Origin of the sequence: Snodgrassella sp. W8132, from assembly GCF_016100865.1 — a bacterium.
GTDB classification, from domain to species: domain Bacteria; phylum Pseudomonadota; class Gammaproteobacteria; order Burkholderiales; family Neisseriaceae; genus Snodgrassella; species Snodgrassella alvi.
This window is the reverse complement of sequence record NZ_JACFRQ010000001.1, coordinates 186,193-210,518: the sequence shown is the minus strand read 5'-3', so window position 1 is coordinate 210,518 and position 24,326 is coordinate 186,193. Positions and strand designations below refer to the sequence as shown.

At 45.6% G+C, this 24,326-nt stretch carries 23 protein-coding genes; 4 read left to right on the top strand and 19 right to left on the bottom strand.

Annotation, left to right across the window (positions count from 1 at the left end):
* Positions 1 to 11: 11 nt before the first annotated feature.
* The 10 genes from murG to mraZ form a co-directional block, all read right to left on the bottom strand.
* Positions 12 to 1,079, bottom strand: coding sequence for an undecaprenyldiphospho-muramoylpentapeptide beta-N-acetylglucosaminyltransferase (murG, locus tag H3U82_RS00985; protein ID WP_198208764.1), 1,068 nt, complete (start codon positions 1,077 to 1,079; stop codon positions 12 to 14).
* Positions 1,080 to 1,116: 37 nt separating this feature from the next.
* A complete protein-coding gene (gene ftsW / locus H3U82_RS00980) occupies positions 1,117 to 2,271 on the bottom strand; it encodes a putative lipid II flippase FtsW (RefSeq protein ID WP_198208763.1) in 1,155 nt (384 codons plus the stop codon).
* Complete coding sequence (gene murD, locus H3U82_RS00975; protein WP_198209941.1) at positions 2,268 to 3,614, bottom strand: UDP-N-acetylmuramoyl-L-alanine--D-glutamate ligase; 1,347 nt, start codon at positions 3,612 to 3,614, stop codon at positions 2,268 to 2,270. Before murD ends, ftsW begins: the two co-directional genes overlap by 4 nt.
* Positions 3,615 to 3,678: 64 nt before the next feature.
* Positions 3,679 to 4,764 carry a phospho-N-acetylmuramoyl-pentapeptide-transferase gene (mraY, locus tag H3U82_RS00970; RefSeq protein WP_025331240.1) on the bottom strand — a complete coding sequence of 362 codons (1,086 nt, stop codon included), beginning with the start codon at positions 4,762 to 4,764 and terminating at the stop codon, positions 3,679 to 3,681.
* 150 nt (positions 4,765 to 4,914) lie between these two features.
* Complete coding sequence (murF, locus tag H3U82_RS00965) at positions 4,915 to 6,273, bottom strand: UDP-N-acetylmuramoyl-tripeptide--D-alanyl-D-alanine ligase (RefSeq protein WP_084565513.1); 1,359 nt, start codon at positions 6,271 to 6,273, stop codon at positions 4,915 to 4,917.
* A gap of 22 nt (positions 6,274 to 6,295) precedes the next feature.
* On the bottom strand, positions 6,296 to 7,774 hold the full coding sequence (locus tag H3U82_RS00960; RefSeq protein WP_084565514.1) for a UDP-N-acetylmuramoyl-L-alanyl-D-glutamate--2,6-diaminopimelate ligase: 1,479 nt from the start codon (positions 7,772 to 7,774) through the stop codon (positions 6,296 to 6,298).
* Between the two features lie 76 nt (positions 7,775 to 7,850).
* The gene (locus tag H3U82_RS00955; protein ID WP_084552074.1) at positions 7,851 to 9,593 is read right to left on the bottom strand and encodes a penicillin-binding protein 2; all 1,743 of its coding nucleotides are present in this window, start codon (positions 9,591 to 9,593) and stop codon (positions 7,851 to 7,853) included.
* Between the two features lie 66 nt (positions 9,594 to 9,659).
* Positions 9,660 to 9,935, bottom strand: a complete 276-nt coding sequence (ftsL, locus tag H3U82_RS00950) for a cell division protein FtsL (RefSeq protein ID WP_084552075.1) — start codon at positions 9,933 to 9,935, stop codon at positions 9,660 to 9,662.
* Between the two features lie 24 nt (positions 9,936 to 9,959).
* The gene (rsmH, locus tag H3U82_RS00945; RefSeq protein ID WP_100125802.1) at positions 9,960 to 10,904 is read right to left on the bottom strand and encodes a 16S rRNA (cytosine(1402)-N(4))-methyltransferase RsmH; all 945 of its coding nucleotides are present in this window, start codon (positions 10,902 to 10,904) and stop codon (positions 9,960 to 9,962) included.
* Positions 10,901 to 11,356, bottom strand: coding sequence for a division/cell wall cluster transcriptional repressor MraZ (gene mraZ / locus H3U82_RS00940; protein WP_025331245.1), 456 nt, complete (start codon positions 11,354 to 11,356; stop codon positions 10,901 to 10,903). Before mraZ ends, rsmH begins: the two co-directional genes overlap by 4 nt.
* 253 nt (positions 11,357 to 11,609) lie before the next feature.
* Here mraZ and H3U82_RS00935 point away from each other — a divergent pair, with 253 nt between their 5' ends.
* On the top strand, positions 11,610 to 12,794 hold the full coding sequence (locus H3U82_RS00935) for a class I SAM-dependent methyltransferase (RefSeq protein ID WP_370524404.1): 1,185 nt from the start codon (positions 11,610 to 11,612) through the stop codon (positions 12,792 to 12,794).
* A 244-nt stretch (positions 12,795 to 13,038) separates the two neighbouring features.
* A complete protein-coding gene (locus H3U82_RS00930) occupies positions 13,039 to 14,076 on the top strand; it encodes an NADH:flavin oxidoreductase/NADH oxidase (RefSeq protein WP_084563388.1) in 1,038 nt (345 codons plus the stop codon).
* A gap of 65 nt (positions 14,077 to 14,141) precedes the next feature.
* Here H3U82_RS00930 and ybaK read toward each other — a convergent pair whose 3' ends face one another.
* Positions 14,142 to 14,630, bottom strand: coding sequence for a Cys-tRNA(Pro) deacylase (ybaK, locus tag H3U82_RS00925; RefSeq protein WP_025331248.1), 489 nt, complete (start codon positions 14,628 to 14,630; stop codon positions 14,142 to 14,144).
* A gap of 256 nt (positions 14,631 to 14,886) precedes the next feature.
* On the opposite strand from ybaK, the gene H3U82_RS00920 reads away from it, so the two are divergent.
* Positions 14,887 to 15,246 carry a RidA family protein gene (locus tag H3U82_RS00920; RefSeq protein ID WP_174830553.1) on the top strand — a complete coding sequence of 120 codons (360 nt, stop codon included), beginning with the start codon at positions 14,887 to 14,889 and terminating at the stop codon, positions 15,244 to 15,246.
* A gap of 52 nt (positions 15,247 to 15,298) precedes the next feature.
* Here H3U82_RS00920 and argJ read toward each other — a convergent pair whose 3' ends face one another.
* The 6 genes from argJ to H3U82_RS00890 form a co-directional block, all read right to left on the bottom strand.
* The gene (argJ, locus tag H3U82_RS00915; RefSeq protein ID WP_198208761.1) at positions 15,299 to 16,516 is read right to left on the bottom strand and encodes a bifunctional glutamate N-acetyltransferase/amino-acid acetyltransferase ArgJ; all 1,218 of its coding nucleotides are present in this window, start codon (positions 16,514 to 16,516) and stop codon (positions 15,299 to 15,301) included.
* A 60-nt stretch (positions 16,517 to 16,576) separates the two neighbouring features.
* Positions 16,577 to 17,359 carry a CDP-diacylglycerol--serine O-phosphatidyltransferase gene (pssA, locus tag H3U82_RS00910; RefSeq protein ID WP_198208759.1) on the bottom strand — a complete coding sequence of 261 codons (783 nt, stop codon included), beginning with the start codon at positions 17,357 to 17,359 and terminating at the stop codon, positions 16,577 to 16,579.
* 27 nt (positions 17,360 to 17,386) lie between these two features.
* Positions 17,387 to 18,565: a GTPase HflX gene (hflX, locus tag H3U82_RS00905; RefSeq protein ID WP_198208757.1), complete on the bottom strand. Its 1,179-nt coding sequence runs from the start codon at positions 18,563 to 18,565 to the stop codon at positions 17,387 to 17,389.
* Between the two features lie 75 nt (positions 18,566 to 18,640).
* On the bottom strand, positions 18,641 to 19,402 hold the full coding sequence (locus H3U82_RS00900) for a phosphatidylserine decarboxylase (RefSeq protein WP_041878867.1): 762 nt from the start codon (positions 19,400 to 19,402) through the stop codon (positions 18,641 to 18,643).
* Positions 19,403 to 19,639: 237 nt separating this feature from the next.
* Positions 19,640 to 21,169 carry a ubiquinone biosynthesis regulatory protein kinase UbiB gene (gene ubiB / locus H3U82_RS00895; RefSeq protein WP_198208755.1) on the bottom strand — a complete coding sequence of 510 codons (1,530 nt, stop codon included), beginning with the start codon at positions 21,167 to 21,169 and terminating at the stop codon, positions 19,640 to 19,642.
* 86 nt (positions 21,170 to 21,255) lie between these two features.
* Positions 21,256 to 21,765, bottom strand: a complete 510-nt coding sequence (locus H3U82_RS00890; RefSeq protein WP_025331254.1) for a HugZ family protein — start codon at positions 21,763 to 21,765, stop codon at positions 21,256 to 21,258.
* A gap of 322 nt (positions 21,766 to 22,087) precedes the next feature.
* Between H3U82_RS00890 and H3U82_RS00885 the strand changes: the two genes are divergently transcribed.
* Positions 22,088 to 22,642: a hypothetical protein gene (locus tag H3U82_RS00885; protein ID WP_174830555.1), complete on the top strand. Its 555-nt coding sequence runs from the start codon at positions 22,088 to 22,090 to the stop codon at positions 22,640 to 22,642.
* A gap of 88 nt (positions 22,643 to 22,730) precedes the next feature.
* Here the strand turns inward: H3U82_RS00885 and obgE are convergent, their stop codons facing one another.
* Together obgE and rpmA are read right to left on the bottom strand one after the other, a co-directional pair.
* The gene (obgE, locus tag H3U82_RS00880; protein WP_198208747.1) at positions 22,731 to 23,864 is read right to left on the bottom strand and encodes a GTPase ObgE; all 1,134 of its coding nucleotides are present in this window, start codon (positions 23,862 to 23,864) and stop codon (positions 22,731 to 22,733) included.
* A gap of 176 nt (positions 23,865 to 24,040) precedes the next feature.
* Complete coding sequence (gene rpmA / locus H3U82_RS00875; RefSeq protein WP_025331257.1) at positions 24,041 to 24,313, bottom strand: 50S ribosomal protein L27; 273 nt, start codon at positions 24,311 to 24,313, stop codon at positions 24,041 to 24,043.
* Positions 24,314 to 24,326: the final 13 nt, after the last annotated feature.

Below are 24,326 nucleotides of genomic sequence, written 5' to 3'. Positions count from 1 at the left end.
TCAATCAAAATTTAACGGATATTCGCCAGTGCTGCTGCCGCAACCTTAGCCGCACTGTCAGGCTGAGCCAGCGCACGTGCTTTAATCGCCATGTCTAAACAGCGTTCGCGCGATAAATCGGCCAGCGTAGCCATTAATGTCTCTGCATTCAGATTCGTCTGCGGTAATAATATTGCCGCACCATCTTTAACCATAAACTGTGCATTAGCTGTCTGATGGTCATCTACCGCATGCGGATAAGGCACCAGAATTGCCCCTACTCCGGCGGCGGTTAATTCAGCAATTGTCAGTGCACCTGCCCGGCAAATCACCAAATCGGCATCACGATAGGCTGATACCATATCTGTGATAAATTCAACACATTGTGCCTTTACTGCACACTGAGCATAATTCTGCTGTAACTGTGCCAGTTTATTTCGTCCGGACTGATGCAGCAGTCGCGGACGCTGTTCAGCCGGTAACAAAGCCACAGCCTGCGGCACAATCTGATTCAATACATCAGCACCCAGACTTCCACCAACTACCAGAATATTCAGCTCACCATTTCTACCGTTAAAGCGCTGTTGCGGTAGTGGTAATGCAGCAATATCAGCACGTACCGGATTACCTACCAGTCCGTTTTCATTTGCGAATACTTGTGGAAATGCATACATTACCTGATTGGCAAAATGAGCCAGCACTTTATTAGATAAACCAGCAATCGCATTCTGTTCATGGACAATCAAGGGTAAACCGCATAGCTTTGCGGCTATACCGCCCGGAAAAGTAACAAAACCACCAAAACCGATGACTGCATCTACTTGATGCCTGCGAATAATTTGACGTGCTGCCGCAATGGTATTTAATAAGGTAAAAGGTAGCATTAGCTTACGCTTTAGCCCGTTACCTCGTATTCCTTTGATTGCCAGGGTTTCCAGTGGTATGTCGTACTGCGGAACCAGACGGGTTTCCATTGCCCCGTCACTACCCAGCCAGATAATACGATGACCCTGTGCCTGTAATGCCTGAGCAACTGCAAGCGCAGGAAAAATATGTCCGCCCGTTCCGCCGGCCATGACCATGAAAGTTTTTACACTCATTATTTTCCCGTCAAAACTATCAGAGTTCTGTGATTATTTATACTTTGAATCCACGCATCACACGCCGGTTCTCATAATCCACTCGCAACAGCAAACCCACACTGATTAAAATAATCATAACAGCTGAACCACCATATGACAGTAAAGGCAGAGTCAGCCCTTTAGTCGGTAACAGGCCAATATTCACACCAATATTAAAAAAGCTTTGAATACCCAGCCAGATACCAATACCCTTGGCGACGAAAGAACCATAAAACAACTCTAAATCACGAGCCTGTTTACCAATGGAAAAAGCACGGACTACCAGCCAGATATAACAAAACATTAATACCAGAATACCGACAAAACCGAATTCTTCTCCAATGACCGCAAGAATGAAATCCGTATGAGCCTCAGGTAAATAAAAACGTTTTTCCAGACTGGCTCCCAGTCCGACACCAAACCAGCCGCCGCGCCCGATTGCCATTAATGAATGCGTAAGCTGATAACCTTTACCCAGGGGATCTGCCCACGGATCAAGAAAACCGGCTACACGTGCCATACGGTAAGGCTCAAACAGCACCAGCATAACCATGGCCAGCAAACCAAAACCTACTACAGCCATAAACCAGCGAAACGGTAAACCAGCCAGAAAAAGCAAGCCTACCGCAATAACAGAAACCACTACAAATGAACCAAAGTCCGGTTCCAGCATAATCAGCCCGAGACCAAGTCCTACCGGAATACCTGCAAACCAGACTTTTTTGAATTCTTTCAAGATTTCAGCACGTCTGGTAAAAAAACTGGATAAATACAAAATTATCGCCAGTTTAAAAACTTCGGTAGGCTGGATATTAACCATCCCTACATTAATCCAACGTTTGGCACCGTTAATTTCTCTACCCATTACCAGCACCAGAATCAACAGCACGATACTGAGCAGCAACACCAGTGGTGTCAGCTTTTTCCATGTTCGCAAAGGAATACGTGCAGCCACACAACCAAGTACGCCGCCGCACAATAGAAAAATAGCCTGACGAATCAGATAAAAATAAGTACTGCCGCCATCATGCTTTGCATATGCAACTGAGGCCGAGTAAACCATGATCAGACTGAAGCTGGCCATCAATGCCACCATCCATAACAGTGACTGATCAAAAGTATATCCGCGTCGCAATAGCTTGCGATCCAGCAGACGTGATTCAGTAATCATGCTGCGCTACCCTGCAATTGACGGACGCTGGCAATAAATACCTCACTGCGATGTGCATAACCCTTAAACATATCATAGCTGGCACAAGCCGGACTAAGCAGCACAATATCTCCCGGATGAGCCAGTTCAAAAGCACGTTCAGTAGCGTGCGGCAAATCGTCATAGTACTCTACCGGATAGGAGGCTTGTCCGAGAACTGCACCAAGCTGATGACCATCCACACCAATCAGTAAAACTGCACGTGCCTTATCCTGTAATGCAGCCTGCAACGGAGTAAAATCCTGACCTTTACCCTGTCCGCCCGCAATCAGCACAATAGGTTTATCCAACCCGAGCAATGCAGCACAGGTAGCACCAACATTAGTACCTTTGGAATCATCAATAAATGTCACACCTTTCACTTCGGCTACTTTTTCCACACGATGCGGTAAACCTTTGAAAGTGGGCACATATTGAAGCAATTGTGCACGCGGCAAGCCAATGGCTTCACATAAAGCAAATGCAGCCAAAACATTGGCCGCATTATGTGTACCCTGTAAAGACAGAGCATCACAAGCCAGCAATGGTTCATTACCGGCACACAGCATATCTTTATTCAACCAGAAATCAGTATTATGCTGTAAAGAAAACCATTTCACCGGCCGGTTATGCCGTACCATAGCACGACAAAAAACATCATCGGCATTTAACACTTGTATGGCCTGGCCACGAAAAATCCGGTCTTTGCTATGCGCATAATCCAGAAAATCATCATAGCGATCCAGATGGTCTTCTGATACATTCAGTACTGTGGCAGCAGTCGCATTCAGGCAGGGAGTAGTCTCCAGCTGAAAACTCGATAATTCCAGAACCCAGACATCTGCTGCTTTACCTGCTCGCTCCAGATAGGCTTCCAGTACTGGTGTACCAATATTACCTGCCACCACTGTATCAAGTCCGCATTGCGCACATAAAAAACCCACCAGGCTGGTAGTAGTGGTTTTACCGTTTGAACCGGTAATTGCAATAATTTTACTGTTACTGCTTTCAAGTAAATCAGCCAGAATAGCCACATCACCCAGCACGACACCGCCGGCACGTTTAAAATCAACAATAGCAGGCTGACGTTGACTGATTCCCGGGCTTAAAGACAGAATATCAAACTGGTGCTGTTCAAACACTGTTGCCAGCTCTCCGGTATATACAGCAACCTGATGACGCCCAGTTAAAGACTGCAATTGTTCTGCATCAGGCTGGGCATCATAAATAGCTACATCAGCACCTGCCTGAGTTAAAAACTCCAGCATTGAAATTCCGGTACGCCCCAGCCCTGCAACTAAAACCTTTTGATTACGCCAGTCAATCATGGTTAAGTCCTACACTAAATTTAACCCAAATGTATATCGTCTGATCCTGCTTATCTGACTACTAACGGATTTTCAGGGAAGCTAAACCAACCAGTACCAGAATCATGGTAATAATCCAGAAACGTACTACAACCTGAGTTTCTTTCCAGCCTTTTTGTTCAAAATGATGATGAATCGGTGCCATCAGAAAAATACGTTTACGCCGTAATTTATATGAACCTACCTGCAGCATGACAGACATTGCCTCAACAACAAATAAGCCGCCCATAATTACCAGCACAATTTCCTGACGCACAATCACAGCTATCGTACCCAAAGCTGCACCTAAAGCCAGTGCACCGACATCTCCCATAAATACCTGTGCCGGATAAGCATTAAACCACAGGAATCCTAGACAAGAACCACAAATAGCAGCGCAGAAAATCATAACTTCATTCGCACCGGGGACATGCGGCAGCTGCAGATAATGAGCAAATTCAGCATGACCGCTGACATAAGCAAAAATTGACAGACCGGCAGCAACCAGCACAATAGGAAAAGCAGCCAGCCCGTCCAGTCCGTCAGTCAGATTTACTGCATTAGAAGTACCGACAATGACAAAATAAGTCAGAATAACAAAACCAATGCCACCCAGCGGGTAAGTAATTTCCTTGAAAAAAGGAACAATAAAAGTATTTGTAGAGCTTAAGTGTGCCACATAAAACAGCACCAGACCGGCTACCAGAGCCACTACAGACTGCCAGATCATTTTAAATCTGGCTGAAACCCCGTGCGGATCTTTGTAAACTACCTTTTTCCAGTCATCATAAAAACCCAGAGCACCGGTACTCAGCATAACCAGCAAAAGTATCCAGATATAAATGTTGGCCAGATTAGCCCATAATAATGTGGTAACAGTGATAGCCAGTAAAATAAGTGTACCGCCCATAGTTGGTGTACCGGTTTTCACCAGATGGGTTTTGGGACCGTCATCGCGAACAGCCTGCCCTACTTTGAGCTGAGTTAATTTGCGAATCATCCACGGACCGAATGCCAGACTCAGCCCCATGGAAGTCAGTGCCGCCATTACGGCACGAAAGGTAGTATATTGAAATAAATGGAAACCATTTATCCAATAGTGAAAAATTTCTGCTAACCACAACAGCATGGTTGTTTTCCCTTGTCACAGCCAAAGCCATAACCGTTATTAAATAATTTATTGCTATATGAATGATGCATAATCATCCAAATAGCCTGAGCCGGATAAAAACGGCTATTTTAAGTCGTTCAGCACTACTTGACGAGAGTTAGCAATAATTTATTTCTGTGTTATTGCTTGTACTACATCTTCCATATGCATAAACCTTGAACCTTTTACCAGAATGGTAGCTGTCTGCTGATCCCATGCACGTAAATCATCAATTAGTTTGTTTCGATTCGTATAAAATGCATCCGGTACACCATAAGCTTCTGCTGCAAACCGCGCTTCGTCACCAATAAAAAATGCCGCATCAATACCGCGTGCCCGTATATAAGCACCTACCTCTGCATGCAGAGCAGAAGCATTATTGCCTAGCTCACCAATAGCACCCATCACAATAATTCGTGGCGCAGGAAAAGCCGCCAAAACATCGACAGCTGCCTTAAATGCATCCGGGTTAGCATTATAAGTGTCATCAATTACCAGAGCGCCATGCACACTGTGCTTTTGTTGCAATCTGCCTTTAGCATTTTCAAATGATTTCAGTCCCTGTAATGCCGCTAAGGGCAAACCGGCACCCAGAGCAAGTGCACAGGCGGCCACAGCATTATGTACCATATGCAATCCCGGAACCGGTATTTGTAAATTAACCACCCCTTGCGGACTGCACAAATCAAAACAGACACTTAATGGCTGCAGTACAATATTGCCGGCATATACATCACCCTGTTCTGTACCAAAGCGGACACATTGCTTACCTTGCAAAGCTGAAATATAAATATCTGACTGACCATCATCAGTAGGAACAAAACCGGTTCCATTCGCATTCAGCCCCTGATAAATTTCACTTTTAGCACGGGCAATATCAGCAACATTTGAGAAACCGCAGCCGATATGAGCACGCAGTGCGTTGTTAACCAGAGCATAGTCCGGTTTGGTCAGACCAGTTAAATAACTCAGTTCTCCGGTATGATTCATACCCATTTCAATCACAGCATAGCGATGCTGCGGCTTTAACTGTAATAATGTCAGCGGTAAACCAATATGATTATTAAAGTTACCGGCAGTAGCCAGAACCGCACTAGTACCTGCATGATGCCGCAAAATTGTAGCCAGCATTTCTTTTACCGTGGTTTTACCTGCTGAACCGGTAATACCAAACACTTGCAATGCCGGATTAACCTGCATTCGCCATGCCTGTGCCAGCTCTCCCAACGCTTTTTCTGTGTCTGCAACTACCAGACATTTCGCCTTATTTTGCCAGTCTGAGCGACTGACAATACACAACTGAGCTCCCTGAGCGAGCACTTCATCAACAAAATCATGACCATCAAAGCGTTCACCCTTAATGGCTACAAATACATCACCCGGCTGAATCTGACGACTATCAATAACTACCCGTGTGACCGGCTGATTATTATCAGGTAACACTTGTCCAAAAGTCTGATAAATAAAATTAAGATCTAAATTTGACATATTATTAAGCAATTACAAAACTTTAGACTCGCTGTTGCAAAGCTGACCGTGCTATTTCAAAGTCTGAAAAATGCTGCTTCTGACCACCGATATCCTGATAGGTTTCATGACCTTTTCCTGCAATAAGAACAATATCGTCAACTGCTGCATGATTTACAGCATAATTAATCGCAGATTTGCGGTCTGCTTCTACCAGCACCGGTTCAGCAACAGCGGGCAAAATATCGTTAATAATTGCCTGCGGATTTTCTGTACGCGGATTATCGCTGGTTACGACAACATAATCCGCTCCTGCAGCGGCTGCGGCTCCCATTAATGGTCTTTTACCTGCATCACGGTCTCCGCCACAGCCAAAAACACACCACAAATGCGCTCCGTCAGGTTTAATTTCCTGCAAAGTCGATAATGCTTTTTCCAGTGCATCCGGTGTATGAGCATAATCAACCACCACTAGCGGCTGATTACTTCCCATCAAACAATCCATACGTCCGGTAGCAGGATTAATCTGCGGCCAGACAGCAATTACCTCATTAAAAGTAAAACCATTAGCACACAATACACCTATACAGGCTGCCAGATTCTGAGCATTAAACCGACCCAGTAAACGTGTATGTACTACTTCGTTTCCCCACGGCGTACACAAATGCACCTGCATACCACTTGCTGAAGCTTGAAATTGACTAATATGAATATCTGCATCAGCATGAAAACCATAAGCCAGTACAGTTAACTGCGGACAATCACGGCATAAATCCTGCCATAACCGATAGCCGAACTCATCATCAATATTAATAATGGCGTGTTTCAGCCCCTGCCAGTAAAACAATGAAGCCTTGCAATCACCGTAACTTTGCATGCTATGATGATAATCCAGATGATCCCGGGTCAGATTGGTAAAAACAGCACTGGTAAAAGGGACACCAACGACACGGCTCTGATCCAGACCATGACTGGACACTTCCATGGCAACGGCTGCAGCATTATTTTCAGCAAAATCACGTAACCATGTCTGATTAGATACCGCATCCATAGTAGTATTGGCAGTATCATGCAGCTGTTGCCAGTATCCATTCCCTACCGTACCCATAATGGCACATTTTTTGCCAAGAATATCTGAAGCCTGCGCCAGCCATTGTGACACTGACGTTTTACCATTAGTTCCGGTCACTCCCCAGACACTCAGCTTTCTGCCCGGATAGTCATAACAGGCAGCAGCCACCAGTCCGGCACGCTGACGTAAATCTTTTACAGCCTCATTCGCTACTTTCCAGCCGGTCTGCCATACAAACTGACCATCATCATCCCAGAAAACAAATTCTGCACCATTATCAATTGCAGCCTGTATAAAATCACGACCGTCACTATACTCACCCTGACAGGCTACAAATACATCTCCGGGCTGTACCTTTCTGCTATCCACCCGCAGTGTACGGCCGGCAATCAGCCGACTTGTTTCAGCACTTAAATGATATTCAGGCAAAATTTTTTTCAGGGAAAACATAACACTGTCGATTCAAACATTTTTATCGGGTACAAACAGACAGACAATCTGTGCAAACACACAGATTGTCTTCAGATTAATGCGTTTCAGAATGTGGCGCGGATTTTACCGGTCTGCTCGGAGAAACACCAAGTACATTCAGAGTGCCAACCATTACATCATGGAATACCGGACCGGCAACCGGTCCGCCGTAATAACCATTAGTAGTAGGATTCTGAATATTGACTGCTACAATAACTCGCGGATTGTCTGCCGGTGCAAAGCCGATAAATGTAGCCATATGCTTGGAATCAGAATAGTGTCCGTCTACCAGCATTCGCGCAGTACCTGTTTTAGCGGCTACATCATACCCGTCAATTGCCCCCTGCAAACCGGTACCACCGGGCTGCGTTACAGCAATCATCATATGGCGTACTGCCTTTGCAGTCTTTGGCTGGATAATCTGCTCACCCTGCGGGGCACTGTTCAGCTTAAGAAAACTCACTGGCAGTAGCGCACCGTCATTGGTAAAGATAGTATATGCCCGTGCCAGCTGGAGCAGACTCATCTGTATACCATAACCAAAAGACATAGTAGCCTGCTCAATCGGCCGCCAGTTATGCCAGTCACGTACTACTCCCGGTGTTTCACCCGGAAAACCGGAATGCATCCGGTGCCCGAAACCGACAGAAGTATACATGTTGTACATTTCTTCGGGCGTAAACATTGCAGAAATTTTACTTGTACCAACATTAGATGATTTCTGAATAATGCCGCCCACATCCAGATAAGGATAATTATGCGTGTCCCGTACTGTCGCCGGTCCGATTTTATACGGTAAAGTATTAAAACCGCTGCCTGGTTTGATTTTTCCGCTATCCAGCCCTTTAGCAATGGTAAACGGTTTCATCGCACTACCCGGTTCAATCATATCAGTTACCGCACGGTTACGGCGTGCATCACTATCGGTGGCACCCGGATTATTAGGGTCATATCCCGGTGAATTTACCAGAGCAAGAATTTCACCGGTTTTACCATCCAGAACCACAACTGAACCAGCTGATGCAGTGTGATACTGCATTGCTTTATTTAACGATTCATATGCAATTGACTGAATCCGCTGATCCAGAGACAGCACCATATTCGTACCATTCTGAGGAAGACGGTTACGCGGAGAATCCAGACTATCAACAATATTACCTTTATTGTCGCGCAAAACAACTTTAGCACCATCAATACCATGCAGACTGTCTTCACGCGATAATTCCAGTCCTTCCTGCCCCTTACCATCAATATTGGTAAAACCGATAATATGGGAAAAAATCGGTCCCATCGGATAATGGCGTTTACTTTCATGCTGAAAGGCAAGACCTTTAATATTCAGCGCAGCAACTTTTTCTGCAACCTCCGGCGACAATTGTCTTTTCAGATAAATGAAGTCTTTATTACGGCTAAGGCGGCTTTTAATGGTTGCCGCCGGTACATCAATTAATGCAGATAACTGTTGAATCTGAGTATCTGTCGGCATCTGCTCCATAGCAGAGGGCATAGCATATAAAGAGTCTGCGGGTGCACTGATGGCCAGTGCGGCTCCGTTGCGATCAGTAATTGTGCCCCGGGTAGCCGTGAGCGGCAGAGTACGGACAAAACGCTGATCACCCTGCTCTTTCAGAAATTCATGTTTCTCAGTCTGCAAGTAGATACCACGTCCGATTAGCATAGCAAAAGCTATAGCCAGAGCACCTAACACCAATACAATCCGCCCGTTAGTGGTTACAGGCTTAGCCTGTTTTACCTCACGGGGCAGCATGCGCGGCTTATAATCGTTTTTAATTAACATAGTAGTTTGTTCCACTGCCGGAAATACTGCCTGAAGCAGTACTCCATTATTCTCTGACCCGTCACATCACTGCTTAACCAAACGCGGCGCATCCAGCATCTGCGTTTCAGCCAATGACGGCGAATGCAAATTCTGCCGGGCTGAAGCATCCTGAATCAACTGATGATTAGATAACTTTGCCTGCGCTAACTTTAAGCGACTAAAGTCTTCGTTCAAAAGACTTTCCCCTTTTTGCGCTTTATCCAGCGCAATAAAAAACTGACGCGAACGATCCTGTACTGTTACAACAGCAAAAGCTGAAGCCAGTACCAATATAAGCAAAATAATGTTGATTTTATTCATAATTAATCAATCATTAATCTTAGTTTAATAACTGCGTTCGGCTACCCGTAATACCGCTGAACGGGCACGCGGATTTACTTCAATTTCTGCCAGAGCAGGTTTTTGCGCCTTGCCTATCAGGCGCAACGGCGGCTGCTCACGTTCTGCTTCTTTAACTATAGCCCAGCGCGGTAAAGGAGCCGGCTTGCTATGCTGCTGCATAAATCTTTTTACAATCCGGTCTTCCAGTGAATGAAATGAAATCACCGCCATCCGTCCACCGGCAACCAGACATTCCATCACTTGCGGAAGTACCACAGTTATTTCTTCCAGTTCACGGTTAATAAAGATGCGAATGGCCTGGAAGGTACGTGTGGCCGGATCCTGTCCGCGTTCACGAGTACGGACGACTTGTGCGACGAGGCGCGCCAGCTGGCCGGTTGTGGTAATCGGGCTTTGATCCCGCTGCGCCACAATTGTCCGTGCAATCTGGCGACTAAACCGCTCTTCACCATAATTTTTAATTACCTCGTGTATATCCTGCTCTTCTGCCACAGCCAGCCATTGGGCTGCTGACTGTCCGCGCGTAGTATCCATACGCATATCCAGCGGTGCATCAAAGCGGAAGCTGAAACCGCGACCTGCATCATCAATCTGAGGAGAGGAAATACCCAGATCAAATAAGGCGCCATTTATCCGGCTGATACCCAGCTGTTGTAACGACCGCTTTAATGCAGAAAAACCTTCATGTACAACCAGTACCCGTGCATCCTGCCTTGCCAGTTCCTGTGCTACAGCAATCGCCTGCGGATCCTTATCAAAAACAACCAGCCGCCCGTCTTTCCCGAGCTGAGACAGAATCAAACGCGAATGGCCGCCACGGCCAAAAGTTCCGTCAACATACACGCCGGCCGGCTGTACCTGTAAACCGGCAACTGCTTCATTCAGTAAAACGGTAACATGACCGCCATTATTTATCTGTTCACTCATAATTGCAGTTGAGTCTTACCCAACTCTGCCGCCAGCATATCTTCATCCATATCCAGTGCAGCATTATTCTGCTCTTCCCATAATGCCCTGCCCCACACTTCAATGCGGTTGGCACGACCCACAACATAAACTTCACGCTCAAAATTCACCAGACGGCGCAAATGTGCCGGTAGCAATACTCTGCCGGCACTGTCTAAATCCAAAGTATCCGCATTATGCAACAGTAAATTCTGATAGGCCTGCAATACTCTGTTGCCTGCCACAGGAAGCTGTAACAGCTGAGCTTCCACACTGCGCCATGATGACTCGGGATACAGTAACAAATGTGTGCGCTTTTCCAGTGTGGCAACCAGTACCGGAGTGAAATGACGCGCCAGCAAATCACGAAACTTGGCCGGAATCGCCAGTCGTCCTTTACTGTCTATACTTAATTCATACGCGCCGCCAAACACTGTTCAGCTCCTATTCAATATAACGGGATTATCCCCCACTTCGCCACACCTTTACACACTTATTCACACTATAAGGCAATTTTGCATACAGGGTCAATGTAATCCAGTCAAATTCCGAAGCCGAATAAAAGTAATCTAAAATACAAAAATATATTTAAATCAAATCATTATTTTAATAATCATCCAATCCAGTCCCTATGTGCCTTTTCAGACACTTGACCAGGGTCAACATAAGCCAAAATCAGCGTTTATAATGACCATCTTCTTTACAATTTCCATCATCTATCCTATGGATAATTTACCCACTCCTGAAAATGCTGCATTAATCAGTTCGCAGAAATTATCTGAACTTATTCAGCAGAAAATCCGGCAGCAAAATAACTGGCTTTCTTTTGCCGACTACATGCAAATGGCACTGTATACGCCTGACTATGGTTATTACACCGGCGGAGCACAAAAATTCGGTCGTGATGGCGACTTTATTACTGCACCTGTTCTGACTCCTTTGTTCGGGCAGACGCTGGCGCATCAATTAGATGCACTATTGCCACAAACAGCAGGCAATATTTATGAATTCGGTGCAGGAACCGGTCATCTGGCAGCATCTGTATTACCAGCTCTGCACAGCCAGCACTTTCAGCACTATTACATTATTGAACTTTCTGCAGAACTGGCGCAGCGTCAGAGAGAATATATTCAGACTCATGCACCTGATCAGATACATAAAGTTACACACCTGACTAAGTTACCTGAACAGTTTGACGGTATCCTGATAGGAAACGAAGTTCTGGATGCCATGCCTGTTCCGGTCTATCGCCGTCAGGCAAATCAGATAACAGAAATGGGCGTTAGCTGGCTGGATAACCAGTTTATCTGGCAGGATAAACCTGCTAGCAGCGCAGCAATACAACAGGTCATGGAAACTTTCCCTGATACAGCAGAATCTTATCAGTCTGAGCTGCATCCGCAACAATATGCTTTTGTAGCAACACTGGCACAAAAGCTGAAACGCGGAGCAATGATATGGATTGATTATGGCTTTGACACAGCACAGTATTATCATGTTCAGCGTCGTCAGGGTACGTTAATCGGTCACTACCGGCATCATACCGTTCATGATCCGTTCTTTTATCCCGGACTCACTGACTTAACAGCTCATGTTAATTTCACCCGTATTGCTGATGCCGGCATTGATAATCATCTGGACTTAATTGGTTATACCAATCAGGCAACATTTCTGCTTAATCTGGGTATAACCGAATTACTCACAAAAACCGGTAAACCGGAAAAAAATGCATACATTCAGACTGCTTCAGCCTGTCATACCCTGCTGGATGCACATGAAATGGGCGAGTTATTTAAAGTCATCGCATTTGGAAAAGATATTGACGTAGACTGGCAGGGATTCATATATGGGGATTTGTGTCACAAATTATAGATAATTTAAATTACAAATAAGTTTTATTTGTAAGTAAATAATAATTAATTATGTTTATCAAACAAGATATTATTATATGATGAACTTGATGAAATATATGCTGATAGCAGGCTGTATCTGCCTGTCAGATATCATTCAGAGAACTGGATAAGAAGTAATAAATCAATAAAAATAATCTGAATATTGTTTTTATACATTACTTACTGCACCCAATCAGGAATCAGATAATCAAAAGGAACAATCAATGTCATTATTATTATCTCCTATAACCATTGGTAATTTAAATCTGAAAAACCGAGTAGTTATGGCACCAATGTGCATGTATGAAGTAAAAAAGGAAGACGGTATCGTTACACCTTTTCATTTTGCACATTATGGCGCACGTGCCATTGCCAATGTCGGTCTGATTATTATAGAAGCCACTGCCGTACAGCCGGACGGACGAATTACCAAACACGATTTAGGTTTATGGGATGATAGTCAGACAGAAAAATTCACTCAGCTGGTTGATTCACTACATTATCTGAACAGCAAAGTAGGTGTGCAGCTGGCACATGCCGGACGCAAAGCTTCAGATGCATTACAGCCAGTTGCACCCAGTGCTATTCCTTTTAATAGCAGCTCGAAAACGCCAAAAGCATTGAGTAAACCGGAAATCACACAAATCAAAGAAGATTTTATTGCTGCAGCCAGACGAGCCCGGCAAGCCGGTGTGGATGTAATTGAAATCCATGCTGCACATGGTTATCTAATCAGTGAATTTCTTTCACCGCTGAGCAATCAGCGTACCGATGAATATGGCGGTTCTTTAGTGAATCGTTATCGTCTTCTGCACGAAATTACTCTCGAAATGCGTGCAGTATTTTCCGGTTCATTATGGGTACGCATGTCTTTATCCGACTATGACAAAACCGGTCAGCAAAACAGTATTGCCGACTGGCAGGAAATATGTCAGTGGCTAGAACGTGACGGCATAGATGTTATTGATGTATCCACCGGCGGTGTTATGGATTACGCTCCAGATATCCCGGTGCATGGCGGTTATCAGACACCTTTTGCGACTGCCATGAAGCAAGTAGTCAATATTCCAGTAGCAACCGTTGGCCTGCTGGATAGCCCTGATCTGGCTGAATATATTTTACAAACCGGTCAGGCAGATTTGATTATGGAAGGAAGGGTGTTATTACGTAATACCAACTGGTTAACCGAAGCAGCCCAGCAGCTGCATGATCATAATTATCAGCCTTTTAATAACTCTTATCAGCGCGGACTAATTAAATAAAAATTTCTATTAGCCAGCAAACAAACAGGCCAGACTTTCACGTCCGGCCTGTTTGTTTGCCGATATTATTCCGTCTCTGTTGCCACCTGCACTGATTGCGGCTGCAGGCAGGCCAGATATTCTGGCTGCATCTGTACCAGAAATCCACGCTTACCCCCATTAATATAAATCAGTGGTAAAGAATAAATACTTTTTTCAACATACACCGGTAATCCGGCCTTGTTGCCAAAAGGACTGGTTCCACCAACCAGATAACCAGTCCATTTATTAGCTTGCTGAGGGCTGGCTGGTTCTATATGCTTCATACCTAGCTCACGTGCCAGTTGTCGGGTAGATATATGCCGGTCGCCATGCATCAGCACAATCAAACCTTGCTTATGCTCATTTTGCAGCACAATGGTTTTGATCACTGCATGCTCGTCTACGCCCAGCGCTAATGCTGATTGTGCTGTTCCGCCATGCTCAACATAAGCATACTCACGCGGTTCAAACGGTATCTGGTGAGCACGCAAAAAACGGATAGCAGGAGTAACCGGAAATTTACTTTTACTCATCAATTATTTTCATCAACTCAGGCAAAGATAACGGATTATTATTTTACTACTTAATGAAAAATGATGGTTATCATATAGCGATATCTCGATAGATTCAGAAGATAGTATTGATATAAAAAGGCATTGCTTATATTCTTTTGCTGTCTGTTTTTTTTCAGGCCAGTATTGCCCGGCCACAAAATAAATTCTTGCAGTAACAAATAACATTGTAGCTCAGGCTATTTTCACAAGAACCAGTATATGGGTATTGAATTTTATGAGTATTAAATTTTACGAGAGCGGTAACCGCCTGGCAGAAGCCACCATTGTTAACGGCCTGATATTTCTTGCAGGACAAGTTCCAACTAATGAAGATGGCGACATCACTGCGCAAACTGCCAATGTTCTGGCACAGATAGATACTATTCTGCAAGCATGTGGCAGTGATAAGCAACATATTTGTGAAGCTGTAATTTACCTGAGCAATATGCAGGAATATGAAGGCATGAATCAGGCATGGGATAACTGGGTTACACCGGGAAGAGCGCCGGCACGAGCCTGTATACAAGCTGCGCTTGCTAACCCTGACTGGAAAGTAGAAATCAAACTAACAGCTGTACAAAAAGAAATCCTTTAAAGCACTGAACCCGCGTTAAACGCGGGTTCAGTAATTGCTGATTCAGTACAGCTTAGCTGCGATAATCGGCATTAATCGTCACATACTCTCTGGATAAATCACAAGTGTAAATCTTTGCCCGTGCTTCCGCACGTGCCAGATCAATGGTTACGGTAATTTCATTCTGTGCCATTACCTGCTGACCAGCCTCTTCTGTATAGCTGGCAGCCCGGCCTCCATTTTCTGCCACCAGCACTTCACCCAGATATACCTTAATTGCTGCCACATCCAAATCAGCAATACCTGCATAACCGATTGCGCATAAAATACGCCCCAGATTCGGATCACTGGCATAAAAAGCTGTTTTTACCAATGGTGAACGGGCAACAGCATAGCCTACCTGTCTGGCCTCTGCTTCAGTCAGAGCATTGCGTACATCAATAGTAATAAACTTGGTTGCGCCCTCACCGTCACGTACGATCGCCTGTGCCAGTTCCAGTGCCAGATCAGCCAGTACAGTTTTGACGGCTAAGTAATCTTTTCCGGCTACTGACTCTATCCGCCCCAGCTGAGACTTACCTGTGGCTACCACCACAAAACTGTCATTAGTAGAAGTATCTCCGTCAACAGTAATCGCATTAAAAGATGTGGCTGCTACTTCAGCTACCATTTGCTGCAACAATGGCTGGGCTATAGCCGCATCAGTAAACACAAATCCGAGCATAGTAGCCATATTTGGATGAATCATGCCGGAACCTTTGGCAATACCGGTGAAACGTACTTTATGCCCGTTAATATAAACTGTACGGCTGGCCATTTTAGGAACAGTATCCGTAGTCATAATGGCAGCAGCAGCCCGCGGCCAGTGTACAACTTTCACTTTCGGCAAAGCAGCCACAATTTTATCTACCGGCAAGGGTTCGAGAATCACACCGGTAGAAAACGGTAAAACCTCTGATGCACTGCAACCAATCTGCTGTGCAACCTTGTCACATATCAACTGCGTATCATCCAGCCCTTGTTTGCCTGTACCGGCATTGGCATTACCTGTATTGATTACCAGTGCACGCACTCCGGCGTCTGTAGCCAGATGCTGTTTAGCAATCTGCACCGGTGCAGCACAAAAACGGTTTTGGGTAAATACAGCGCCGATGCTGTTTATTCCGTTAAGCACAATAAGCGTTAAATCATCGTGTTCCGGTTTTTTGATTCCGGCCTGTCCGACAAATACCTGCACGCCGTCAATGGCTAAAATCTGCTCATCAGCAGGCACGGACAAATTAACTGCCATTACTATTCTCCTTTAATCAATATATCAGCTTATTTTTTCAGCAATAGAAAGTGCTCATCATTATTCTGGCTGAAATTTGCGTTTAGTCAGCAAGCGCCAGATAAACATCACATAACCGGACAAACTATAGAGCAGAAAAAAGGCAAACAGCACTACTGATGGTTCCCATGTCACTACCAGTAAGCCAATAACAGCCAGAATCATTACAAAAAAAGGTACTTTACGATAAACATTAATTTCCTTGAATGACCAGAACGGTATCTGAACCACCATGGATAAACCGCCAAACAGAGTAATAATCAGGCACAACCAGTCTACATGAGGTAAACCCTGAAAAGTATGGCTTACCCAGATTAAGCCGATTACCAGTGCAGCTGCCGTCGGGCTGGGAATTCCGATAAACCATTTCTTACTTACTTTACCAATCAAAGTATTGAACAATGCCAGCCGCAAGGCCGCACAGGCACAATAAATAAATGCTACCGAGTAACCGATTTTACCAAAATGAAATAACTGCCATTTATACGCAATCAAGGCAGGAGCCACCCCGAAACTTACCATATCAGCCAGACTGTCGAGCTGTTCACCAAAAGCACTCTGACTGTTAGTCAGACGGGCAACCCGTCCGTCCATACCATCCAGCAGCATAGAAATAAATACCGCAATCGCTGCAACTTCATAATGACCATGCATCGACTGTGTAATGGCATAAAAAGCGGCAAACAGCGCCGCCAGCGTAAATGCATTAGGCAGCAAGTAAATACTGTTATCTCGCAGCCGGCGGCGCCGGTTCGGACGATGGGGGCGATTTGGTTTAATTACATCATTTTTTTCTTGAGTCATATTCAGCTAAATCCTCAACAGGCAATATTAATACTCATCCTGTTTATTATGTTGTGCATATTTCATACCTGCCATTTCTATCATAGCTGTACGTAAATCATCCAGTCCGCTGCCATCCTGTACCGATATATAAACAGCCTGCGGACGACCATGTATATCACGCACAATCCCCTGCATTCTTTGTTCAGCAGGCAATTTATCAATTTTATTATAAATAATCAGCTGAGGTATGTTTTCTGCACCAATTTCCTGTAATACCGTATTCACAGCATCTATTTGCCGCTCAAATTCCGGATGGGTAATATCCACCACATGCAGCAGCACATCAGCCAGCGCAGTTTCCTCCAGTGTCGCCGCAAAAGCAGCCACCAGTCCGTGCGGTAAATCGCGAATAAAACCCACAGTATCGGATAATAAAACACTGGTCTGGTCATTCAGATACAAACGGCGCACTGTATTATCCAGGGTGGCAAACAGCTGGTCTTCTGCCATGACCTGAGCTTTGGTTAAACGGTTAAACAGACTGGATTTGCCTACATTGGTATAGCCCACCAGCGCAAAGGCCGGCAGTGTACCCTGATACCGGCTTTTACGCTGAGTTGCCCGCTGCCGGCGCACCTGCTGCAATTGCTGGCGCAGACGGGTAATTTTCTGCCTGATCAGACGGCGGTCAGTTTCCAGACGTGTCTCACCCGGGCCGCGTAAACCAATACCGCCTCTCTGGCTCTGCAAATGACCATAACCACGCACCAGCCGGCTGGATAAATGAACCAACTGAGCCAGCTCCACCTGCAAGCGCCCCTCCTGACTTTGTGCACGACGGGCAAATATAGCGAGAATCAAGCCAACCCGATCTAATACCCTGCACTGGAGCAGCCTTTCAAGATTACGCTCCTGCGTAGGCGTCAGCGCATGGTTAAAGACCAACAGATCAATTCCGGCTTCAGCTACTGTTTGTGCCAGTTCTTCTGCTTTGCCTTTACCCACAAACAATGCACTGTCCGGCTGCTGACGTTTACACGGCACAACTTCCACTAAATCTGCTCCGGTAGCACGTACCAGCTCCTCAGCTTCAGCCAGTGCCGACTCAAACAATACTGTCCGGCGCCCGGCAGCAACCGGAAAATCCTTATCCAGCAATACCCCTACCAGCAGCACCCGCTCTGGCTGCTGCTCAGATAAATTGGTCTTATAGAATCTGCTCATCATTTACCGGTTTGAACGACAACAGGCTGCCTGACCTTACAAAGGACAAACAGCCTGTATAACAATTAATAGCCTTTATTCCTGAGACAGTACATGCCGTGCGGCAGCTGCTGCCCGATTAGCAGCTTCTGTGACCAGATCTGCATGTTCTTCAGTATTACTTTGCGGTTCAGCACTGATATCAGGAGCCTGCAATGGCAAAGTTGCCAGTACTGTACTGCTGGCACTGACCTTATCACCAATAGCCACCAGCGCAGTAGCATCTTCCGGCAAATAAACATCTACCCGCGAACCAAAGCGGATAAAACCATAGCGGTCACCGCGATGTAATAAATCATGCGCATTTACGTAGCACAGAATACGCCGTGCTACCAGACCTGCAACCTGTACAAATGTTACCGGCCGGCCGGTTTTGGTTACCGCAAGAACTGCATTACGTTCATTTTGTGCACTGGCTTTATCCAGTGCAGCGTTCAGAAAGCTGCCTTTAAAATAATCAACACGCTCCACTTTGCCATCAATAGGGCTGCGGTTAGAATGCACATTGAATACATTCATAAATACACTGATTTTAAGAGCATTCACACCACGGTACGGATCGGTAGTTTTTTCCACAACCACAATACGTCCGTCTGCCGGACTCAGCACATCTTCGGGATTTGCAGGAATATCACGGGCAGGATCACGAAAAAACTGCACCACAAATGCTGTCAGCACCCATAAAGGCAGCGACCACCATCCGCACCAGAAAAAAGTTAATATGCTCAGCACCAGGCTGCCAATAATAAACGGCCAGCCTTCCTTAGCAATCAAAGGATAAGGATACACACGCGACACAAGGCTACTCCTTTACAGATGAGATACTGCGGATGAACCGCGAGCTAAAACAATGACAAAATTATAACCCGAAATCCGTACCTTAAAGCACCGCATATAACTATAAGCAGATTTCAGCATAAGAACAATATAAAAACAGTACAATTATTAACCAAAGACCAGCTGAACCATAACGGTTACCATCTCAGCACCGCAAGCTGATACCCGACAACTTCACATTGAAAACACAGTTAAATTTTATTTAAAGAGAAAAACTGCCAGCATCACCAGAGCAATTACCGCCAGCCAGAAATTCATCTGCCGCTGTGTACGCAGCAGATGAATATAGGCATCACGCCATTCAAGCTGACGCTTTTCATCTACAAGGGCATTAAGTTTACGCGGCAGTGCAGGCAGCATTTGCGCCCAGTCCGGTGCTTCCTGCTTTAGCGTTTTCCATAGCGCTTTCAGACCAATCTGGTTATGCATCCAGCGGGTCAGAAACGGTTTGGCAGTTGCCCATAAATCCAGCTGAGGATCCAGCTGTCTTCCCAGTCCCTCTATATTAAGTAATGTTTTTTGCAGCAGCACCAGCTGCGGCTGAATTTCCACATTAAAACGACGACTGGTTTCAAACAACCGCATCAGCACCATACCAAAAGAAATTTCTGCCAGCGGTTTATTGAAAATCGGTTCACATACAGCACGCACTGCTGCTTCCAGCTCCTCCACTCGCGTATCTGCCGGTACCCAGCCGGATTCCACATGCGCAGTGGCCACCCGATGATAATCACGATTGAAAAACGCCAGAAAATTAATTGCCAGATAGCGCTTATCATAATCTGTTAACGTGCCGACAATACCAAAATCCAGTGCAATATACCTGCCGTCATCTGCGACCATAATATTGCCCGGATGCATATCCGCATGGAAAAAACCGTTGTCAAATACCTGAGTAAAGAATATTTCTACCCCATAGCGTGCCAGCTGGTGCAAATCTATATTCTTTTCACGCAACTTATCGGTACTGGCAACCGGAGTACCGTCCATCCATTCAATTGTCAGCACCCGACGCGCACAATAATTATAGTAAACAGCCGGAATAATCAGCATAGTGCTTTTACTGAACTGCCGCCCGAGCAGGCTGGCATTTGCGGCTTCCCGCATCAGATCAAGCTCATCATGCAAATAATTCTTAAACTCTGCGACTACTTCGCGTGGCTTTAAGCGTTTACCATCTGCAAACAGCCATTCTACCCAGCGCGCTCCTACAGCCATCAGAGCTAAATCCTGATCAATAACCGGCGCGATGTCAGGACGCAGAACTTTTACTGCAACCTTTTGACCGATACCGCCGGCCTCATTGAATAAATAGGCTTCATGAACTTGAGCAATAGATGCACTGGCTACCGGCTGCGGATTAAAGCGGGCGTAAATTTCTGCCAGCGGCCTGCCCAGCTCAGTTTCAATCACCCGGATTGCCACATCACTGGCAAATGGCGGCACCCTGTCCTGCAGTAAGGCCAGCTCACGCGCGTAATCAGCAGGGATTAAATCCGGCCGGGTGGATAATACCTGACCAAATTTAACAAAAATCGGACCCAGACCTTCCAAAGCCAGACGCAACCGTACCGCTGCATCCAACTGCCGGTATTTGCGTCCGCGCGGCAGTAAACGTATCAGCCTTTGCAGCCATGACGGATGTACATGCTGCTGAACCAGATCCAGCAGACCATATACATACACCGTATGGATAATTACCCAAATTCGTTTAGGCCAACACCACATGCACGCAGCTCCGGTTTGTCCGAATAAAACGACTATTGTACGGGATTTTAACCATTTTTACCGAGCAATCGCTGCGCACAGCGTCATCACACTGTTTTAGCATTCTTTTCAGTCAGCTGTATTGCACCATCAACCTTACCCGGCATAAAGACATAAGCGCGGCCGAAGCCAGTTACAAGGCGAGCCTTTTCCAGTTGCAGACGAAACAGCATGAAATCCGGCAATTCAGACAGCACATCTACTGTATTGCCCAGTTTTGTTTTCATTGCCTGTAAAGCGGCAATGCCATCAGCTGTGTTTTTTTCAATTACCGTAACCGATACCGTATAATTCAGCCGGGCACGGGCAAAAATATTGCGTGCCGAAGCTTCATCTTCAATCAGCATCACACTGGCCTGCTCCTGTTGCTGCAAATTCTGTGTATGCGGTGCCAGACCGGATAATAAGATATACAGACAACCATCATATTCAGCAAAAGGCGCATAGCTTGCCTGAGGGGTACCATCCTGTGCTACCGTAGCCAGAACCAGAGAATTTAATTGCTGTAAACGTGTTACAGCAGCCTGAAGCTCAGCGACATTCTGTTGCTCACTCATACACTCATTCCTGTATCAGATTAACAATAACCAAAATTAATGATAATAATTTCCATCTGAAAATTCAAATTCCATTTGACCGTCATACCATTATTTATCATCGGCGAGGCATCATTATCAAACATACCGGGCACGGAAAAAAAGATGAACACAAATAAATCATCAAATCAGAATGCCATTAAAATCAATAAAATCGGTAATTATTTACCCGTATCAGAGTATTAATAACAATATAATAAGCTTTCACAGGCCAAAAATTAGGTAAAATTACCTTTCAGACATTATTCAGACTGAATTTAATCAATCAGCAGTGGTTAGTTACATGAGTACTCAGCATAATCCGGCAGCCAGTCAGCCTCAGAAGCGTTCCGGTCAGTTTAAACAGCGACTGCTTAAACTGATTTTATTTTGCGGCTTCTTTATTTTATTTATTTTCCTGCTTGCCGGTCAGGACAGCAGAACTGCGGCCAATCACAAACCATGGCACCGCGATCTGACTATTGCAGCCTTTGAACCGGACGGCTCATTTCTTGCCCTGCCCTATTCTTACGTTCAGCAGTACACACTGGCCAATACCACTTTTCTGGCTAAAAAGCCTGACGGCAGCAAACAGAAAAATGATAACGATACCTTTAGTTATAAAGTTATTGAACAAAACGCACAACAACAGCTGATACGAACCAGCCTGCGTACATCACGCAGCATTACCATTGCCACCTATCAGGCTACCGCCGGTACAGTCACACCGATAAAATCAACGGTATATACAATAGATCAGATATCAATGGCTGCCGTTCTGGCATTAGTCAGCGTCTTGCTCCTGCAATTGATATATCGTTTTATTCGTCGACGTACTGTCAGAAAAAGGGCAAACTAATTTCTCAGTACCATCAATTTTCTGATTCATTCCAATACAAAAAAGCCACCTGCAACAGGTGGCTACATCAATTATCCAGATAGCAGAATTATTCCGGCTGTATCAACCCGTTTGTAGCCGGCACTTCCGCCACAACAGGTTGTTCAGCCTGCTGTTTTGCCAGTAATTCATGCTTCACATCCAAATAACGCTGTATGGTCTGCACCAGCTCCTGCGTACCCTCACGTGCCAGTCCACTGATTTGAAATACCCGCGGGGTTGTCAGATCAAATTCAAACTGATCATCCGGCTGCGGGTAATCCCAGCCAATATCTGCCAGAAACTGAGCCACACGTTCGGCACGCTCATCATCAGCCAGCATATCAATTTTATTCAACACCAGCCAACGCGGTTTATCATGCAAAGCCTCATCATAACGGCGTAACTCTTCAATAATCGCCAGCGCCTCTGCTGCCGGTTCCACACCTTCATCGAAAGGAGCCAGATCCACCACATGCAGCAGCAAACCGGTACGCGACAAATGTTTCAGAAACCGGTGCCCCAAACCGGCACCTTCAGCAGCACCTTCAATCAACCCAGGGATATCAGCCATAACAAAACTGTGATTGTCATCACTGCGTACTACCCCCAGATTAGGATGCAACGTTGTAAACGGATAATCAGCCACTTTTGGCCGTGCAGCCGAAACTGCACTAATCAGCGTAGATTTCCCTGCATTCGGCATACCGAGCAAACCCACATCTGCCAGTACTTTTAGCTCCAGCAACAAACTACGCGCCTCACCTTCTTCACCGGGTGTGGCCTGCTTAGGAGCACGGTTTACTGATGATTTAAAATGAATATTACCTAAGCCACCCTTACCGCCTTTAGCCAGACATACCCTCTGACCATGATGAGTTAAATCCGCCACAACCTGTTCCGTATCAACATCACGAATCAGCGTACCTACCGGCATTCTCAACTCAATATCATCAGCTCCGCGACCATAACGGTCTGAACCATGACCTTTTTCACCGTTTTTAGCCTGATAGCGTTTAACAAAACGATACTCCACCAGGGTATTAATATTTTCATCGGCTACAGCCCAGACACTGCCGCCTCTGCCGCCATCACCGCCATCGGGGCCGCCCTTAGGCACAAATTTTTCGCGGCGGAAGCTGGCCGCACCATTGCCGCCGCGGCCGGCAACTACCTCGATTTTTGCTTCATCAATAAACTTCATATCATTCTCAGTTTGCAATATTTATGCCGGGCAACCAGTCTCAGTAATACCCTTGTGAACACCTCATAGCATGATTATAGCCAAAGTACAGAATATCTGTGCTGCCTCTTCACACCAGCTGACCTGATAACAAAAAAGCCCTGCCAGACAAGGCAGGGCTTAACATCAGTAAAAACTTACTCGTCTGCGCCGGTATACGGACGCACACTTACGGTTTTACGGTTCAGCGCGCCCTTAACGGCAAATTCCACATAACCATCCACTTTAGCGAACAGAGTGTGGTCTTTACCCATACCTACATTTTCACCCGCGTGAAAACGGGTACCGCGCTGACGAACAATAATTGAACCAGCCGGAATCAGCTCATTACCAAAGGCTTTAACGCCCAGGCGTTTGGCTTCTGAATCACGACCGTTGCGGGAGCTACCGCCTGCTTTTTTGTGTGCCATTCTGTTATTCCTT

What these genes read in the sequence shown, in the direction of transcription:
- murG (WP_198208764.1), bottom strand. Translation starts at nt 1,079, where the DNA reads ATGAGTGTAAAAACTTTCATGGTCATGGCCGGCGGAACGGGCGGACAT.
- ftsW (WP_198208763.1), bottom strand. Translation starts at nt 2,271, where the DNA reads ATGATTACTGAATCACGTCTGCTGGATCGCAAGCTATTGCGACGCGGA.
- mraY (WP_025331240.1), bottom strand. Translation starts at nt 4,764, where the DNA reads ATGCTGTTGTGGTTAGCAGAAATTTTTCACTATTGGATAAATGGTTTC.
- murF (WP_084565513.1), bottom strand. Translation starts at nt 6,273, where the DNA reads ATGTCAAATTTAGATCTTAATTTTATTTATCAGACTTTTGGACAAGTG.
- H3U82_RS00960 (WP_084565514.1), bottom strand. Translation starts at nt 7,774, where the DNA reads ATGTTTTCCCTGAAAAAAATTTTGCCTGAATATCATTTAAGTGCTGAA.
- H3U82_RS00955 (WP_084552074.1), bottom strand. Translation starts at nt 9,593, where the DNA reads ATGTTAATTAAAAACGATTATAAGCCGCGCATGCTGCCCCGTGAGGTA.
- ftsL (WP_084552075.1), bottom strand. Translation starts at nt 9,935, where the DNA reads ATGAATAAAATCAACATTATTTTGCTTATATTGGTACTGGCTTCAGCT.
- rsmH (WP_100125802.1), bottom strand. Translation starts at nt 10,904, where the DNA reads ATGAGTGAACAGATAAATAATGGCGGTCATGTTACCGTTTTACTGAAT.
- H3U82_RS00935 (WP_370524404.1), top strand. Translation starts at nt 11,610, where the DNA reads ATGACCATCTTCTTTACAATTTCCATCATCTATCCTATGGATAATTTA.
- H3U82_RS00930 (WP_084563388.1), top strand. Translation starts at nt 13,039, where the DNA reads ATGTCATTATTATTATCTCCTATAACCATTGGTAATTTAAATCTGAAA.
- ybaK (WP_025331248.1), bottom strand. Translation starts at nt 14,630, where the DNA reads ATGAGTAAAAGTAAATTTCCGGTTACTCCTGCTATCCGTTTTTTGCGT.
- H3U82_RS00920 (WP_174830553.1), top strand. Translation starts at nt 14,887, where the DNA reads ATGAGTATTAAATTTTACGAGAGCGGTAACCGCCTGGCAGAAGCCACC.
- argJ (WP_198208761.1), bottom strand. Translation starts at nt 16,516, where the DNA reads ATGGCAGTTAATTTGTCCGTGCCTGCTGATGAGCAGATTTTAGCCATT.
- pssA (WP_198208759.1), bottom strand. Translation starts at nt 17,359, where the DNA reads ATGACTCAAGAAAAAAATGATGTAATTAAACCAAATCGCCCCCATCGT.
- hflX (WP_198208757.1), bottom strand. Translation starts at nt 18,565, where the DNA reads ATGAGCAGATTCTATAAGACCAATTTATCTGAGCAGCAGCCAGAGCGG.
- ubiB (WP_198208755.1), bottom strand. Translation starts at nt 21,169, where the DNA reads ATGTGGTGTTGGCCTAAACGAATTTGGGTAATTATCCATACGGTGTAT.
- H3U82_RS00890 (WP_025331254.1), bottom strand. Translation starts at nt 21,765, where the DNA reads ATGAGTGAGCAACAGAATGTCGCTGAGCTTCAGGCTGCTGTAACACGT.
- H3U82_RS00885 (WP_174830555.1), top strand. Translation starts at nt 22,088, where the DNA reads ATGAGTACTCAGCATAATCCGGCAGCCAGTCAGCCTCAGAAGCGTTCC.
- obgE (WP_198208747.1), bottom strand. Translation starts at nt 23,864, where the DNA reads ATGAAGTTTATTGATGAAGCAAAAATCGAGGTAGTTGCCGGCCGCGGC.
- rpmA (WP_025331257.1), bottom strand. Translation starts at nt 24,313, where the DNA reads ATGGCACACAAAAAAGCAGGCGGTAGCTCCCGCAACGGTCGTGATTCA.